The organism is Variovorax sp. HW608 (assembly GCF_900090195.1).
Lineage (GTDB): Bacteria > Pseudomonadota > Gammaproteobacteria > Burkholderiales > Burkholderiaceae_C > Variovorax.
This window is the reverse complement of sequence record NZ_LT607803.1, coordinates 7,637,898-7,651,190: the sequence shown is the minus strand read 5'-3', so window position 1 is coordinate 7,651,190 and position 13,293 is coordinate 7,637,898. Positions and strand designations below refer to the sequence as shown.

The 13,293-nt window shown below is 67.7% G+C and carries 13 protein-coding genes; 8 read left to right on the top strand and 5 right to left on the bottom strand.

Translation table 11 applies throughout. The features are described from left to right. Positions 1-5 precede the first annotated feature (5 nt). A complete protein-coding gene (locus VAR608DRAFT_RS36210; protein ID WP_088958455.1) occupies positions 6-1,061 on the bottom strand; it encodes a sugar phosphate isomerase/epimerase family protein in 1,056 nt (351 codons plus the stop codon). Positions 1,062-1,223: 162 nt separating this feature from the next. Between VAR608DRAFT_RS36210 and VAR608DRAFT_RS36205 the strand changes: the two genes are divergently transcribed. Beyond that, complete coding sequence (locus VAR608DRAFT_RS36205) at positions 1,224-2,105, top strand: gamma-glutamyl-gamma-aminobutyrate hydrolase family protein (protein WP_088958454.1); 882 nt, start codon at positions 1,224-1,226, stop codon at positions 2,103-2,105. Positions 2,106-2,109: 4 nt separating this feature from the next. Here VAR608DRAFT_RS36205 and VAR608DRAFT_RS36200 read toward each other — a convergent pair whose 3' ends face one another. Next, complete coding sequence (locus tag VAR608DRAFT_RS36200; RefSeq protein ID WP_088958453.1) at positions 2,110-5,025, bottom strand: DNA topoisomerase III; 2,916 nt, start codon at positions 5,023-5,025, stop codon at positions 2,110-2,112. A gap of 85 nt (positions 5,026-5,110) precedes the next feature. Here VAR608DRAFT_RS36200 and VAR608DRAFT_RS36195 point away from each other — a divergent pair, with 85 nt between their 5' ends. Genes VAR608DRAFT_RS36195 through VAR608DRAFT_RS36185 form a run of 3 tightly spaced genes read left to right on the top strand, consistent with a single transcriptional unit; the run spans position 5,111 to position 6,710 of the window. Further along, positions 5,111-5,725, top strand: coding sequence for an SET domain-containing protein (locus tag VAR608DRAFT_RS36195; protein WP_088958452.1), 615 nt, complete (start codon positions 5,111-5,113; stop codon positions 5,723-5,725). Between the two features lie 2 nt (positions 5,726-5,727). Next, entirely contained in the window at positions 5,728-6,525 is a 798-nt protein-coding gene (locus VAR608DRAFT_RS36190) for a biotin--[acetyl-CoA-carboxylase] ligase (RefSeq protein WP_088958451.1), read from the top strand. After that, a complete protein-coding gene (locus VAR608DRAFT_RS36185) occupies positions 6,525-6,710 on the top strand; it encodes a sporulation protein (protein ID WP_231973077.1) in 186 nt (61 codons plus the stop codon). Before VAR608DRAFT_RS36190 ends, VAR608DRAFT_RS36185 begins: the two co-directional genes overlap by 1 nt. On the opposite strand, the gene VAR608DRAFT_RS36180 is transcribed toward VAR608DRAFT_RS36185, so the two are convergent. The 3 genes from VAR608DRAFT_RS36180 to VAR608DRAFT_RS36170 form a co-directional block, all read right to left on the bottom strand. After that, positions 6,707-8,170, bottom strand: a complete 1,464-nt coding sequence (locus VAR608DRAFT_RS36180) for a sensor histidine kinase (protein ID WP_088958449.1) — start codon at positions 8,168-8,170, stop codon at positions 6,707-6,709. The two genes, VAR608DRAFT_RS36185 and VAR608DRAFT_RS36180, sit on opposite strands and share 4 nt — an antisense overlap. Before the next feature lie 30 nt (positions 8,171-8,200). Beyond that, positions 8,201-8,875 carry a response regulator gene (locus VAR608DRAFT_RS36175; RefSeq protein ID WP_088958448.1) on the bottom strand — a complete coding sequence of 225 codons (675 nt, stop codon included), beginning with the start codon at positions 8,873-8,875 and terminating at the stop codon, positions 8,201-8,203. Positions 8,876-9,018: 143 nt separating this feature from the next. Continuing rightward, on the bottom strand, positions 9,019-9,504 hold the full coding sequence (locus tag VAR608DRAFT_RS36170; RefSeq protein ID WP_088958447.1) for a MarR family winged helix-turn-helix transcriptional regulator: 486 nt from the start codon (positions 9,502-9,504) through the stop codon (positions 9,019-9,021). Between the two features lie 145 nt (positions 9,505-9,649). On the opposite strand from VAR608DRAFT_RS36170, the gene recA reads away from it, so the two are divergent. The 4 genes from recA (at position 9,650) to VAR608DRAFT_RS36150 (ending at position 13,277) form a co-directional block, all read left to right on the top strand. Further along, entirely contained in the window at positions 9,650-10,735 is a 1,086-nt protein-coding gene (gene recA, locus VAR608DRAFT_RS36165) for a recombinase RecA (RefSeq protein ID WP_088958446.1), read from the top strand. Next, positions 10,725-11,192, top strand: a complete 468-nt coding sequence (gene recX, locus VAR608DRAFT_RS36160) for a recombination regulator RecX (protein WP_088958445.1) — start codon at positions 10,725-10,727, stop codon at positions 11,190-11,192. The genes recA and recX overlap by 11 nt, the downstream gene beginning before the upstream one ends. Positions 11,193-11,349: 157 nt before the next feature. Continuing rightward, complete coding sequence (locus tag VAR608DRAFT_RS36155) at positions 11,350-12,300, top strand: MurR/RpiR family transcriptional regulator (protein ID WP_231973076.1); 951 nt, start codon at positions 11,350-11,352, stop codon at positions 12,298-12,300. Continuing rightward, positions 12,297-13,277: an isoaspartyl peptidase/L-asparaginase family protein gene (locus tag VAR608DRAFT_RS36150; protein ID WP_088958444.1), complete on the top strand. Its 981-nt coding sequence runs from the start codon at positions 12,297-12,299 to the stop codon at positions 13,275-13,277. Before VAR608DRAFT_RS36155 ends, VAR608DRAFT_RS36150 begins: the two co-directional genes overlap by 4 nt. The last annotated feature ends 16 nt before the right edge of the window (positions 13,278-13,293 follow it).

Genomic DNA, 13,293 nt, shown 5'->3' with positions numbered 1-13,293 from the left:
CCCGGTCAGGCGATGCCGAGCATCTTCCTGTTGGCCGCCGTGTTGATGCCGCCGCCGGCGAAGTCGTCGAAGGCGCGGTCGGCGACGCGGATGATGTGGTTCGCGATGAACTGCGCACCCTCGCGCGCGCCGTCCTCCGGGTGCTTGAGGCAGCACTCCCATTCGAGCACCGCCCAGCCCGGGAAGTCGTAGGCGGCCATCTTCGAGAAGATGGCGCCGAAGTCCACCTGGCCGTCGCCGAGCGAACGGAAGCGCCCCGCGCGGTTCAGCCACGACTGGAAGCCGCCGTAGACGCCCTGCTTGCCGGTCGGATTGAACTCCGCGTCCTTCACGTGGAAGATCTTGATGCGCTCGTGGTAGTGGTCGATGTAGTCGAGGTAGTTGAGCTGCTGCAGCACGAAGTGGCTCGGGTCGTACAGCAGGCAGGCGCGCGGATGATGGTTCACGCGCTCGAGAAACATCTCGTAGGTCACGCCGTCGTGCAGGTCCTCGCCGGGATGGATCTCGTAGCAGACGTCGACCCCGGCTTCGTCGAAGCGATCGAGGATCGGCTTCCAGCGGCGCGCGAGCTCGTCGAAGGCCTCCTCGATGAGGCCCGGCGGCCGCGGCGGCCATGAATAGAGGTACGGCCAGGCGAGCGCACCCGAGAAGGTCGCATGCGCAGTCAGCCCCAGGTTGGCCGAAGCCTGCGCGGCGTGGTGCAGTTGTTCGACCGCCCATTGCTGCCGTTTGACCGGGTCGCTCCGCACTTCGGGCGCCGCGAAGCCGTCGAAGCCCGCGTCGTAGGCCGGGTGCACCGCGATGAGCTGCCCTTGCAGATGCGTCGAAAGCTCGGTGATCTCCAGGCCGTGCCGCGCCAGCGTGCCCTTCACCTCATCGCAGTAGGTCTTGCTCCCGGCGGCTTTCCCGAGATCGAAAAGGCGGCTGTCCCAGCTCGGGATCTGCACCCCCTTGTAGCCGAGCCCCGCGGCCCAGCCGGCAATCGCGTCGAGGGAGTTGAAGGGCGATTCGTCGCCCGCAAACTGAGCCAGGAAGATGGCCGGCCCCTTGATGGTCTTCATCGTTTGTCTCCTGCGGTGGCCTCGCGATGATGCCATTGCCCGCGACGCGAGCGTCGTCCGACTTCGCCGCGCGGTGACCGCTGCCGTGCAGCGGCGACCGAATCGTTTCAGAATGAACGCCAAGTCAACAGCGTGGCTCAGCCACACGTTTCCCGGCATACGATGGTACAAACCGTATCCGGCCGTTTGAAGATCGGCCTCTCAGCCTGTTTCTCACACGCGGACCCGGCGCGTTCTCTGTTCACCAACAAGACGCTGCAGTACGTGGAGCAGTCGATCGCGCACTGGCTGATGTCCGCCGGCGCGATGGTGGTGATGGTCCCCTGCCCCACCGGCGAGACCGCGCGCGGCGACACCAGGCTGTCGCACTACGCCGAATGGCTCGACGGCGTGGTGATGCACGGCGGCACCGATGTCTGGCCCGGCAGCTACGGCGAGGTGCCGCTCAAGGACGCCTGGATCGGCGACCGCATCCGCGACCTCTACGACCTCGCGCTGGTGGAGGCCTTCGAGCAGGTCGGCAAACCGATCTTCGGCGTCTGCCGCGGCCTGCAGCTGATCAACGTGGCCTTCGGCGGCACGCTCTACCAGGACATCGAGGCCCAGCACCCCAATGCGCAGCGGCACCGCGACCCGGTCGCGTACGACCAGAACTTCCACGACATCCGGGTCACGCCGGGCTCGCGGCTGTCGAAGCTCTATCCGGGGATGGAGACGGCGCGCGTCAACAGCATCCACCACCAGGGCGTGAAGGACCTCGCACCCGGCTTCGAGGTCGACGCCTGGAGCATTCCGGACCACGTCGCCGAAGCCATCCGGCGCAAGCCCGACCGGGGGCGCAGCTACATCGCGGCCACGCAGTGGCACCCCGAGTTCCACAAGTACGGCAGCACCGAGACGCTCGACGACACGCCCATCCTGGAGGACTTCCTCTGGGCCTGCGCGACCACCAAGGTCAGCGCGCACGGGCCGCTGCGCACCGCGCCGGGACGCATCCGCAACCGCGCCGCGCGCCTGCTGCGGCAGGCACTGCTGATGCGCTGAAGGTTCAGCTCAGATGCTTGCCGACAATCCCGGCGAGCTCGAACATCGTGACCTGGTCCTTGCCGAACACCGGCTTCAGCTTGGCGTCGGCGTTGATCGCGCGCTTGTTGGTCGCATCCTGCAGGCCGTTGGCCTTGATGTAGTCCCACAGCTTCTTGATGACCTCGGTACGTGGCACCGGCTCGGTGCCGATCACCGCGGCGAGCGCATCGCTGGGCTTCAGGCCCGCGGCGGGCTTGCGCGGCGCCTTGGGGGCTGCGGCTTTCTTCGCTGCAACCTTCTTGGCCGGGGCCGCCTTCTTCGCTGCCGCGGGCGCGGCCTTGGCGAAGGTCTTGCGCGGCGGGAACTTGCTGGTCCGGGGCTCGAACTCGAAAGTCACCTTGCCCTCGTCCTTGTTCCAGGTCAGGAAGGCCTTGAAGGCGCGGCGGGTGCGGGTGGAGACGAATTTGTCGAGCAGGTCGGTCTTGCCCGTGCTGAGCAGCTTCTCGGCCTGCGCGCGGTCCACCGGCTGCTGCAGGATGATCTTGCCGGTCTTGAAGTCGCAGGTCGGCTTCGGATGCTCGTGCGTCGGCACGGATCTCTCGCAGACGTAGTTGCTGCCGTATTCGAAGACGCGTGCGCCGCACTTCGGGCACGGCCCGAGCGACTCCTGGCCCGTGAAGTCGACGATCTCGCCGGTCTCGGCGTTCTTGTCGTCGCCGAAATCGAATTCGAGCTTCCAGTTCTTCGCCTCGTCGTCGTAGCGCAGCACGATCTCCGAGGTGAAGGGCCAGCCCGCCTTGGAGCGGAAGCCGTCCAGCGGCCCGATGTGCTTGTTGCGCAGCAACTGGTCGGCTTCCTCGAACTCGAAGGTGCGGCCGGCCGGCGACTTGCCGAACGAGAAGCCGCAGGGCTCCTGCCCAAGCTTGCCGGTGCACGAATAGCGGCGGTAGTTCTCCTTCACCACGCCGCCGCAGTTCGGGCACGGCGTCTTGAGCGTCACGTAGTCGCCGGGGACCGTGTCGCGGTCGTATTCCTTCGCCTTCTTGACGATGTGCTGCGTCATCTCGGCGATCTCGCGCATGAAGGCTTCGCGGCTGAGCTTGCCGTGCTCCATCTGCGCGAGCTTGTATTCCCACTCGCCGGTGAGTTCGGCCTTGGAGAGTTCCTCCACGCCGAGGCCGCGCAGCAGCGTCATGAGCTGGAAGGCCTTCGCGGTGGGGATCAGCTCGCGCCCCTCGCGATGGATGTACTTCTCGGTCAAGAGGCCTTCGATGATGGCCGCGCGCGTGGCCGGCGTGCCGAGGCCCTTCTCGTGCATGGCGGCGCGCAGCTCGTCGTCGTCGATGGTCTTGCCGGCGCCTTCCATCGCGCCGAGCAGCGTGGCTTCGGAATAGCGCGCCGGCGGGCGGGTCTTGAGTCCCTTGATGTCGGCGGACTGCACCTTGACCTTCTCGCCCGGCTTCACCGGCACCAGGCGCTTGCCGTCCTTGTCGTCTTCCTTCTCTTCGTCCTGGGCTTCCTTGCCGTAGATCGCCAGCCAGCCCGGCTTGACCAGCACCTTGCCGTCGGAGCGGAACGGGTACTTCCTGCCCGCGTGCTCGACGGTGCTGATGCGCGTGGTCACCTGGTATTCGGCGCTCGGGAAGAACACCGACAGGAAACGCCGCACCACGAAGTCGTAGAGCCTCTGCTCGGCTTCCGAGAGCCCGCTCGGCGCCTGCAAGGTCGGGATGATCGCAAAGTGGTCGCTGACCTTGGCGTTGTCGAAGATGCGCTTGGACGGCTTGACGTAGTTGCCGTCGATCGCCTGCTGCGCGAAGGGCGCGAGGTGCCGCATGCCGCTGCCCGCGAGCATGCCCATCGTCTGCCTGACCACCGGCAGGTAGTCCTCGGGCAGCGCGCGCGAATCGGTCCGCGGATAGGTCAGCGCCTTGTGGCGCTCGTAGAGGCTTTGCGCCAGCGCCAGCGTGGTCTTGGCGCTGTAGCCGAAGCGGCTGTTGGCCTCGCGCTGCAGCGAGGTGAGGTCGAACAGCAGCGGCGAGGCCTGCGTCGTGGGCTTGCTCTCTTCGGTGACGCTCGCCACCTTGCCGCGCGCCGCCTCGGCGATGGCCAGCGCTTCGCGCTCGCTCCAGACGCGGTCGGCGCGCTGCTCGGGGTCGGGCGCGCCATCGGGCCCGGGCGGCGGTTTCTTCCACTCGGGGTCGAACCACTTGCCGGGGTATTCGCCGGCTTCGGCGAGGAAAGTGCCGTGCACTTCCCAGTAGTCGCGGCTCACGAACTTGCGGATCTTCTCCTCGCGCTCGACCACCACCGACAGCGTGGGCGTCTGCACGCGGCCGACGGTGGTCAGGAAGAAGCCGCCGTCGCGCGAATTGAAGGCGGTCATCGCGCGCGTGCCGTTGATGCCGACCAGCCAGTCGGCCTCCGAGCGCGAACGCGCCGCATCGGCCAGGCCCTTCATCTGCTGGTCGCTGCGCAGCTGGTCGAAGCCGTCGCGAATGGCCTGCGGCGTCATCGACTGCAGCCACAGGCGCCGCACCGGCTTGCCCAGCGACGACTTGCCGCCCGCGTACTGCTCGATGAGCCTGAAGATCAATTCCCCTTCGCGGCCCGCGTCGCAGGCGTTCACGAGTTCGGTCACGTCCTTGCGCTTGGCCTGCCTGACCACCGCGGCCAGGCGGGTCTTGGTCTTGTCGACCGGCTTCAGGTCGAAGCGCGGCGGGATCACCGGCAGGTTGGCAAAGCTCCATTTGCCCCGCTTGACGTCGAATTCTTCCGGCGCCTGGATCTCGACCAAATGGCCCACGGCGCTCGTGACGACGTACTTCTCGTTCTCGAAATGCTCTTCGTGCTTGTCGAACTTGCCTGCCACGGGCGTGAGCGCCCGGACGATGTCCTGGGCCACCGATGGCTTCTCTGCAATCACCAAAGTCTTCATTGACTCGTCATCCTTACAATCTGGCGCTTCTCGCGTGCGCGCACGCACGCGCATGCGTACATATTCAAACTATCAGACTTCGCCGATGCCTTCCAAGTCCCTCGTTTCCGCTGGTGGCCGCCGCATCCAGACCCGGCGCTCCGACGTCCACGGCAATGGCGTTTTCGCCGTGCAGGATATCGCGGAGGGCGAAACGCTCATCGAATACAAGGGTGAGGTGATCAGCTGGAAGGAGGCGCTGCGCCGCCATCCGCACGATCCGTCGCAGCCCAACCACACCTTCTACTTCCACATCGATGACGAGCGTGTGATCGATGGCGGCGTCAAGGGCAATGCCGCGCGCTGGATCAATCATTCCTGCGACCCGAGCTGCGAAGCCGACGAGCAGGACGGCCGCGTCTTCATCAAGGCCCTGCGCAACATCGCGGCCGGCGAAGAGCTCAGCTACGACTACGGCCTGATCATCGACGAGCCGTATACGAAGAAGCTCAAGTCCGAGTTCCCCTGCTGGTGCGGCTCAAAGAACTGTCGCGGTACTTTGCTCGCGCCCAAGCCCGACGAAAAGAAGGGCAAGGGCAAGAAGAAGGAAGCCAAGAGCGCCAGCAAGGGCAGGAAGGACGCCCTCGAGGCTCGCAAGGAAGCGAAGAAGAAGAAAGACAAGGCCAAGGGCGCCAAGGCCTCGAAGTCCGGCAAGCGTTGAGCATGGCCGCGCCCTGGTTCGAGGACGAGATCGCGAACGCCCTGGCGCGCAAGCTGCCGGGGCTTTGCGTCGAAGTCGTCGCCGAGATCGATTCGACCAGCAGCGAACTCATGCGGCGGGCGCGCGACGGCAGCCGCGCCCCGGTGCTGCTGGTGGCCGAACGGCAGACCGCCGGTCGCGGCCGCCTGGGCCGGAGCTGGCAAAGCGCGCAGGACGCGCAGCAGCCGGCCTCGCTGACCTTCTCGCTCGGCCTGCCGCTCGCGCCGCGCGACTGGTCGGGGCTGTCGCTCGCGGTCGGCGTGAGCGTGGCGGAAAGCCTCGACCCTTCCAATGCCGTGGGCCTCGCGCTCAAATGGCCGAACGACCTCTGGCTCGGCGAGTGCAAGCTCGGCGGCATCCTGATCGAAACCGCCCTGCTCCAGCCCGATGCGCCCGAGCGCTATCTGGTGATCGGCATCGGCATCAACATCGGCCCGCGCGAAGCCGCCGGGCTCAGCACCGCGCCGGCCTGGCTGCAGCAGTGGCGCCCGCAGGCGACGCCGGCCGAGGTGCTGCGCGAGATCGCGCTGCCGCTGGTTGCGAACGTGCAGCTCTTCGATGAGCGCGGCTTCGTTCCCTTCGCGCCGCGCTTCGCCGCACGCGACGCGCTGCGCGGGCGCGAGGTGCAGCTCAGCGACGGCACCGAAGGCCGCTGCGAAGGCGTGGGCTGGGGCGGCGAACTGCTGGTGCAGACGGCCTCCGGCATGAAGACCATCACCAGCGCCGAAGTCAGCGTGCGCCCTGCCCCTTCGACGCGATGATGTTGCGGCTCCTGGTCGTTCTCGTGGTCGTCGCGAACCTCGGCTACTACGCGTGGTCGCAAGGCGCACTCGCCCTCTTCGGCACGCAGCCCGCGAGTTTCAGCGAGCGCGAGCCGCAACGCCTTTTGCAGCAGGTGCGGCCGCAGATGCTGGAGATTCGCAAGGCCGATCCCGGCAAGGTCTAGGGCGGCCCGCCGGCGCGGCGCTCTCCCTCGTTGCCGTCGAAGCGCAGGCTGACCAGCGTGCCCGGCGGATGCCGGCCCGGCTGGGCGTCCTCCAGCCGCACGGTCGCGAAATGCTGGCGCGCGATCTCGCGCACGATCGGCAGGCCCAGGCCCGATCCGTCGGCGTCGTTGCCCAGCACCCGGTAGAACGGCTCGAACACCAGCTCGCGTTCGGCTTCGGGGATGCCGGGGCCGTTGTCCTCGACCTGCAGCATCACGATGCGGCCGAACGGGTCGGCCAGCACGCGCGCGGTGATGACGCCGGGGCGCTCCGGGGTCGAGGGCGTGTAGTTGATCGCGTTGTCGAGGAGGTTGCGCACCAGTTCCTTGAGCAAGGTCGGATTGCCTTCGATCGCCACGCCGGCCGCGCCGGGCTGGGCGCCTTCGTAGCCGAGGTCGATGCGCTTGTCGATCGCACGCGGCACCGCTTCGCGCACCACCTCGATCGTGAGCCGCGCGATGTCGCAGGACTGCCGCCCGATGTTGGCGCCGTTGCCCTCGGCGCGCGCGAGCGACAGGAGCTGGTTGACCGTGTGGGTCGCGCGCACGCTGGCGCGGCCGATCTGCTTGAGGGACTGCTTGAGCTCCTCCGCGTTCGCGCCTTCGCGCTGCGCGAGGTCGGCCTGCATGCGCAGGCCCGCCAGCGGTGTCTTCAGTTGATGGGCGGCGTCCGCGAGAAAGCGCTTCTGGGTGCCGATCGAGTCGTTGAGCTTGCGCAGCAGGTCGTTGACCGAGAGCACCAGCGGCACCACTTCGAGCGGTACCGAGGATTCGTCCAGCGGGCTCAGGTCGCCGGGGCGACGCTCGCGGATGCGCGCCTCCACCACCGACAGCGGCTTGATCCCGCGCACCAGCGCGAGCCAGATCAGGAGCACCGCCAGCGGCAGGATGGCGAACTGCGGCAGCAGCACGCCCTTGATGATTTCCGTCGCCAGCACCGATTGCTTCTCGCGCGTCTCGGCCACCTGCAGCAGGGCCATCGGCGCCTCGGGGTTGGCGCCGGCGATCCACAGCGAAGCGATGCGCACCTGCTGCCCCATGATCAGGCCGTTGCGCAGGTAGACCACGCCGGGCGTGGGCGGCTCGTCGGAACTGGGCGGCGGGACTTCCGGTTCGCCGCTGAGCAGGCCGCCGTGCTCGTCGAGCAGCTGGTAGTACACGCGATCCGCCACGTCGCCGCCGAGGATCTCGCGCGCCGGCTGCGGCAGCGCGAACTGGATGCGGCCATGGTCCACGTCGACCAGCCGCGCGAGGGTCTGGATGTTGGATTCGAGCGCGCGATCGAAAGGCGCGTTGGCGATGCCCTGCGCCACGAGCCAGGTCACGCCGATGCTCACCGGCACCAGCAGCAACAGCGGCGTGAGCATCCAGTCGAGGATCTCGCCGAACAGGGAGCGCTGGGCGCGCTGAAAAAGTTTCACCGGGCGGTCATCGAGCCGGCGAGCGGCCGATCAGGAAGGGATCTTTTCAAGGCAGTAGCCGAGGCCGCGCACGGTCGCGATGCGCACCGGGCCTTTTTCGATCTTCTTGCGCAGGCGGTGGATGTAGACCTCGATCGCGTTCAGGCTGACCTCTTCGCCCCATTCGCACAGGCGCTCGACGAGCTGGTCCTTGCTCACGAGGCGGCCGGCGCGCTGCAGCAGCACTTCGAGCAGGCCGAGTTCGCGCGCGGAGAGTTCGATCATTTTGCCGTCGATGGTCGCCACGCGGCCGGCCTGGTCGTAGACCAGCGGGCCGTGCTTGATGGCGTTGCTCGTGCCGCCCATGCCGCGCCGCGTGAGGGCACGCACGCGCGCTTCGAGTTCCTGCAGCGAGAAGGGCTTGGCCATGTAGTCGTCGGCGCCGTAGTCCAGGCCCTTGACGCGTTCTTCCACGCTGTCCGCGGCGGTGAGCACGAGCACCGGCAGTTGCGAGCCGCGCGCGCGCAGCCGCTTGAGGATGTCGAGGCCATGCATGTTGGGCAGGCCGAGGTCGAGGATCAGCAGGTCGAATTCGCTGTTGGTCATCAGGGCCGCATCGGCCTGCGAGCCCGTCGCCACATGATCGACCGCCGCACCGGAGGTGCGCAGGCTGCGCAGCAGGGCGTCGGCCAGTACCTGATCGTCTTCCGCAATGAGTATTCGCATCCTGAGTTCGCCCCCAGCCTCGCCCACTTCGTGTGGCTCTGACACCCCCTTCCGGGGGCAATCCCAGCGGCCCGGCAAAGCCGGTTCCGCGGGATTCCTGGTCTTGGCCGCGCCGAGTGTTCCTGAATTGACTGCGTCAAATTCTAGGCTGCCGCGTAGGCTTCCAGGCCGATCGTTACTACGGTGGCGATCTCGTCGCCGACGCTGGCGCGGAATTCGGATTCGGCCTGCGCGACCGCGGTGCGGAAGGCTTCCAGCCATGCGAGGCCGTCGGCGGTGAACATCACGCGGCGGGCGCGCGCATCGAGCGGATCGGGCTCGCGCGTGACGAGGCCCCAGGCTTCGCACTGGTCGACCAGCGTGCCCATCGCCTGCTTGGTCATGCCGGCGCGCTCGGCCAGTTCGGTCAGGCGCGAACCGTCGCGCGACAGGTGCCGCGTGATGTGGATGTGGGCGGCGCTGACCTGCGCGCGCGCCGCGAGGTTCGAGAGCGCCAGCGGGACCTCCGCGTCGTGGGCCATCAGGCTGAGCACGCGCTCGTCGAAGCGGCGCATCGCATGGCCGAGCAGACGGCCCAGGTGGGTTTGACGCCATGCGTCGTGGTCGATGGAAGAGGGTAGATCGGCCATGGCGGATCGATAGTAAATCAAACTGACCAAAAAATGAGCCAATGCCGATCCATTGACCCCTACACTACTGTGCAAGCATCCAGCCTGTGATTAAGCGCAGCGGGATGAATCCAGCACAACCCATTGATATTCAAGGAGTTTCCACATGGACGCAGTCGTCAAGGGCTCGAACCTCTCCGGCCCCAACAGCGAAAAGGCCAAGGCGCTCCAGGCCGCGCTGGCCCAGATCGAAAAGCAGTTCGGCAAGGGCACGATCATGCGTCTGGGCGAGGGTGAGGCGCTGGAAGACATCCAGGTGGTCTCCACCGGCTCGCTGGGCCTGGACATCGCGCTCGGCGTCGGCGGCCTGCCGCGCGGCCGCGTGATCGAGATCTACGGTCCGGAATCCTCGGGCAAGACCACGCTCACCTTGCAGGTCATCGCCGAGATGCAGCGCCAGGGCGGCACCTGCGCCTTCGTCGATGCCGAACACGCGCTCGACGTGCAGTACGCGCAGAAGCTCGGCGTGGAACTTCCCGACCTGCTCATCAGCCAGCCCGACACCGGCGAGCAGGCGCTCGAGATCGTCGATTCGCTGGTGCGCTCCGGCGCGGTCGACCTGATCGTGGTCGACTCGGTCGCCGCGCTCACGCCCAAGGCCGAAATCGAAGGCGAAATGGGCGACTCGCTGCCCGGCCTGCAGGCCCGCCTGATGAGCCAGGCCCTGCGCAAGCTCACGGCCACGATCAAGAAGACCAACTGCATGGTCATCTTCATCAACCAGATCCGCATGAAGATCGGCGTGATGTTCGGCTCGCCCGAAACCACCACCGGCGGCAACGCGCTGAAGTTCTACGCCTCGGTGCGCCTGGACATCCGCCGCATCGGCACCATCAAGAAGGGCGACGAGGCGATCGGCAACGAGACCAAGGTCAAGGTGGTCAAGAACAAGGTGTCGCCGCCCTTCAAGACGGCCGAGTTCGACATCCTGTTCGGCGAAGGCATCAGCCGCGAGGGCGAGATCATCGACATGGGCGTGAACGCCAAGCTGATCGACAAGTCGGGCGCCTGGTATGCCTACAACGGCGAGAAGATCGGGCAGGGCCGCGACAACGCACGCGAATTCCTGCGCGAGAACCGCGAACTGGCGCGCGAGATCGAGAACAAGGTGCGCGAATCGCTGGGCATCCCGCTTCTGGCCGAATCGGCGGCCGAGGCAGCGTCCGAGAAGCCTGCGAAGGGTGACAAGTAAACAGGAAGAGGGAAGGGCGGGCCCGTCACTCAAGGGCCGCGCCCTGCGCCTGCTCAGCCAGCGCGAACACTCGCGCGCCGAACTCGAGCGCAAGCTTCGCAAGTACGAGGAAGAGCCCGGCGCGCTGGCCCGGGCGCTCGACGAGCTCACGGCCAAGGACTTCATCAGCGAGGCGAGGGTGGTGCAGTCGGTGCTGCATCAGCGCTCGGCCCGGCTCGGCGCCGCACGGGTGCGCCAGGAACTGCTGCACAAGGGCATCGCGCCCGAAGCCGTGGCGGATGCGGTCGCCAGCCTGAAGGAAACGGAACTGGACCGCGCACGCGAAGTGTGGCGCCGCCGCTTCGGCGCGCTGCCGCAGGACGCGGCCGAGCGCGCGCGGCAGGCGCGCTTCCTGATGGCCCGCGGCTTTTCGAGCGCCGTGATCGGCAAGGTGCTGCGCGCCGATTTCGACGACTGACTTCTCCTTTCCTTCCACCGCATCGCGCCCCGGATCGGGGTTAACCCGGCTTTGAGGCCTGGAAGGGCCTTCCTTCGCTCAAATTTGACCAAAAATTTTCACAGCGGAGTTATATTTGTAATTCGATTCTCATTTGCTCTCCAAAGCGACCTTCCTCGTGGAACTCCCCGAAGCCAGCGACAACACCACCGTCGCGCGCCGCATCGCGCAGGCGCTGCCGCGCCTGACGCGGGCGCACCGCAAGATGGCCGACCACGTGCTCGCCCATCCGCTGCAGGTCGCCACGCAGCCGATCGACGAACTCGCGGAAACCGTGGGCGTCTCGGTGGCCACGGCGAACCGCTTTGCGCGCGCCCTGGGCTTCGACGGCTACGCGACCTTCCGGGCCGAACTGGTGCGCGGCTTCGAGGCGCTGGTCGCGCCGGTGGAGCAACTGCGCGGCAACCTCGCGCAGCCCAGCACGGTGGCCGAGGTCTTCGCCACTTCGCTGGAGGAAACCCAGCACAACGTCGAAGCGACGCGCAAATCGCTCGACTACGCGGCCTGCGAAGAGGCCGTGCGGCGCATCCTGGCGGCGCGTACCGTGTCGGTCGTCGGCTTCGGCGCCAGCGGCTGGCTCGCAGGCCTGCTGGCGCATGGCCTCGATTCCTACTGCGCCGATGTGCGCACGCTCGCCGGCGTGGGCGGCGTCAGCAGTGCCGCGCGGGCGCTGATCCGCAGCGGCCCTGAAGACCTGCTCGTCGCGCTGGCCTTTCCGCGCTACCTCGTCGATACCGTCACATTGGCCAAGACCGCCCGCGCGCGCGGCACGCAGGTGCTGGCCATCACCGACCGGCCCAGCTCGCCGCTGGCGCCGCTGGCCGACGTGGCGCTCTATGCCCAGACCCGTTCGCGCTACCGTCCGAATTGCGAAACCGGCGCGCTCGCGCTCATCGAGGCACTGACCAGCGCCGTGGCACTGCGTGCGCCCGGCGCCTTCCAGGTTGCAGGCCGGGTCGTCGAAACCCTTGCGCCCTGGCTGCATGGCGCGCCGGGGCCGCAGGTGATGCCACCCGGCGCGGGCACCGAACCTGCTCAAGCTTCCGAACGGAAAAAGCGATCCTCATGACCACCATTTCGCCCGTCATCGCCATCCACGGGGGCGCCGGCACCATCAGTGCAGCCGCGCTCAGCCAGGACGCCGCCCGCGGCTACCACGAGGCGCTGCATGCCATCGTGCAGGCCACCCAGAAGCTGCTGCTTCGCGGCGGCACGGCCGTCGATGCCGTGTGCCTGGCGGTCGAGATGCTGGAGGACTGCCCGTTGTTCAACGCCGGCCACGGTGCGGTGTTCACCCACGACGAGACCCATGAACTCGATGCCGCGGTGATGGACGGCATCGACCTGCGCGCCGGCGCCATCGCAGGCGTGAGCCGCATCCGCCGCCCAGTGCGCGCCGCGCGCGCCGTGATGGAGGACGGCGCGCATGTGCTGCTCGCCGGTGCCGGCGCTGAAGCCTTCGCGCGCGAACGCGGCCTCCAACTCGTCGATCCTTCGTATTTCTCCACCGAGGCGCGCCGCGCCCAGCTGCATCGCGTGCGCGATGCGGGCCGCGTCACGCTCGACCACGACGGCGCCGCGCTGGCAGCGGCTGCCGCCGAAGCGCCGCTCGACGAAGACCGCAAGATGGGCACCGTGGGCGCCGTCGCGCTCGATGTGCGCGGCCATCTCGCCGCGGCCACGTCCACCGGCGGCATGACCAACAAGCGCGTGGGCCGCATCGGCGATTCGCCGCTGATCGGCGCGGGCACCTACGCCGACGACCGCACGGCCGCGGTCTCGTGCACCGGCAGCGGCGAGATCTTCATCCGCGCCGCCGCCGCCTACGACGTGTGCGCGCGCATGCGCTATGCCGGCCAGTCGCTGGCGCAGGCCTCTGAAGCGGTCGTCATGCAGACCCTGCCGGCGATCGCCGGGGAGGGCGGCAGCGGCGGCCTGATCGCCGTCGACCGCGAGGGCCACCTGAGCCTGTGCTTCAACACCGAGGGCATGTACCGCGGTCATGCCCGCGGCGCCGAGGCGCCCTTCACCGCCATTCACCGCTGAGTCGCGACCAAGGCAA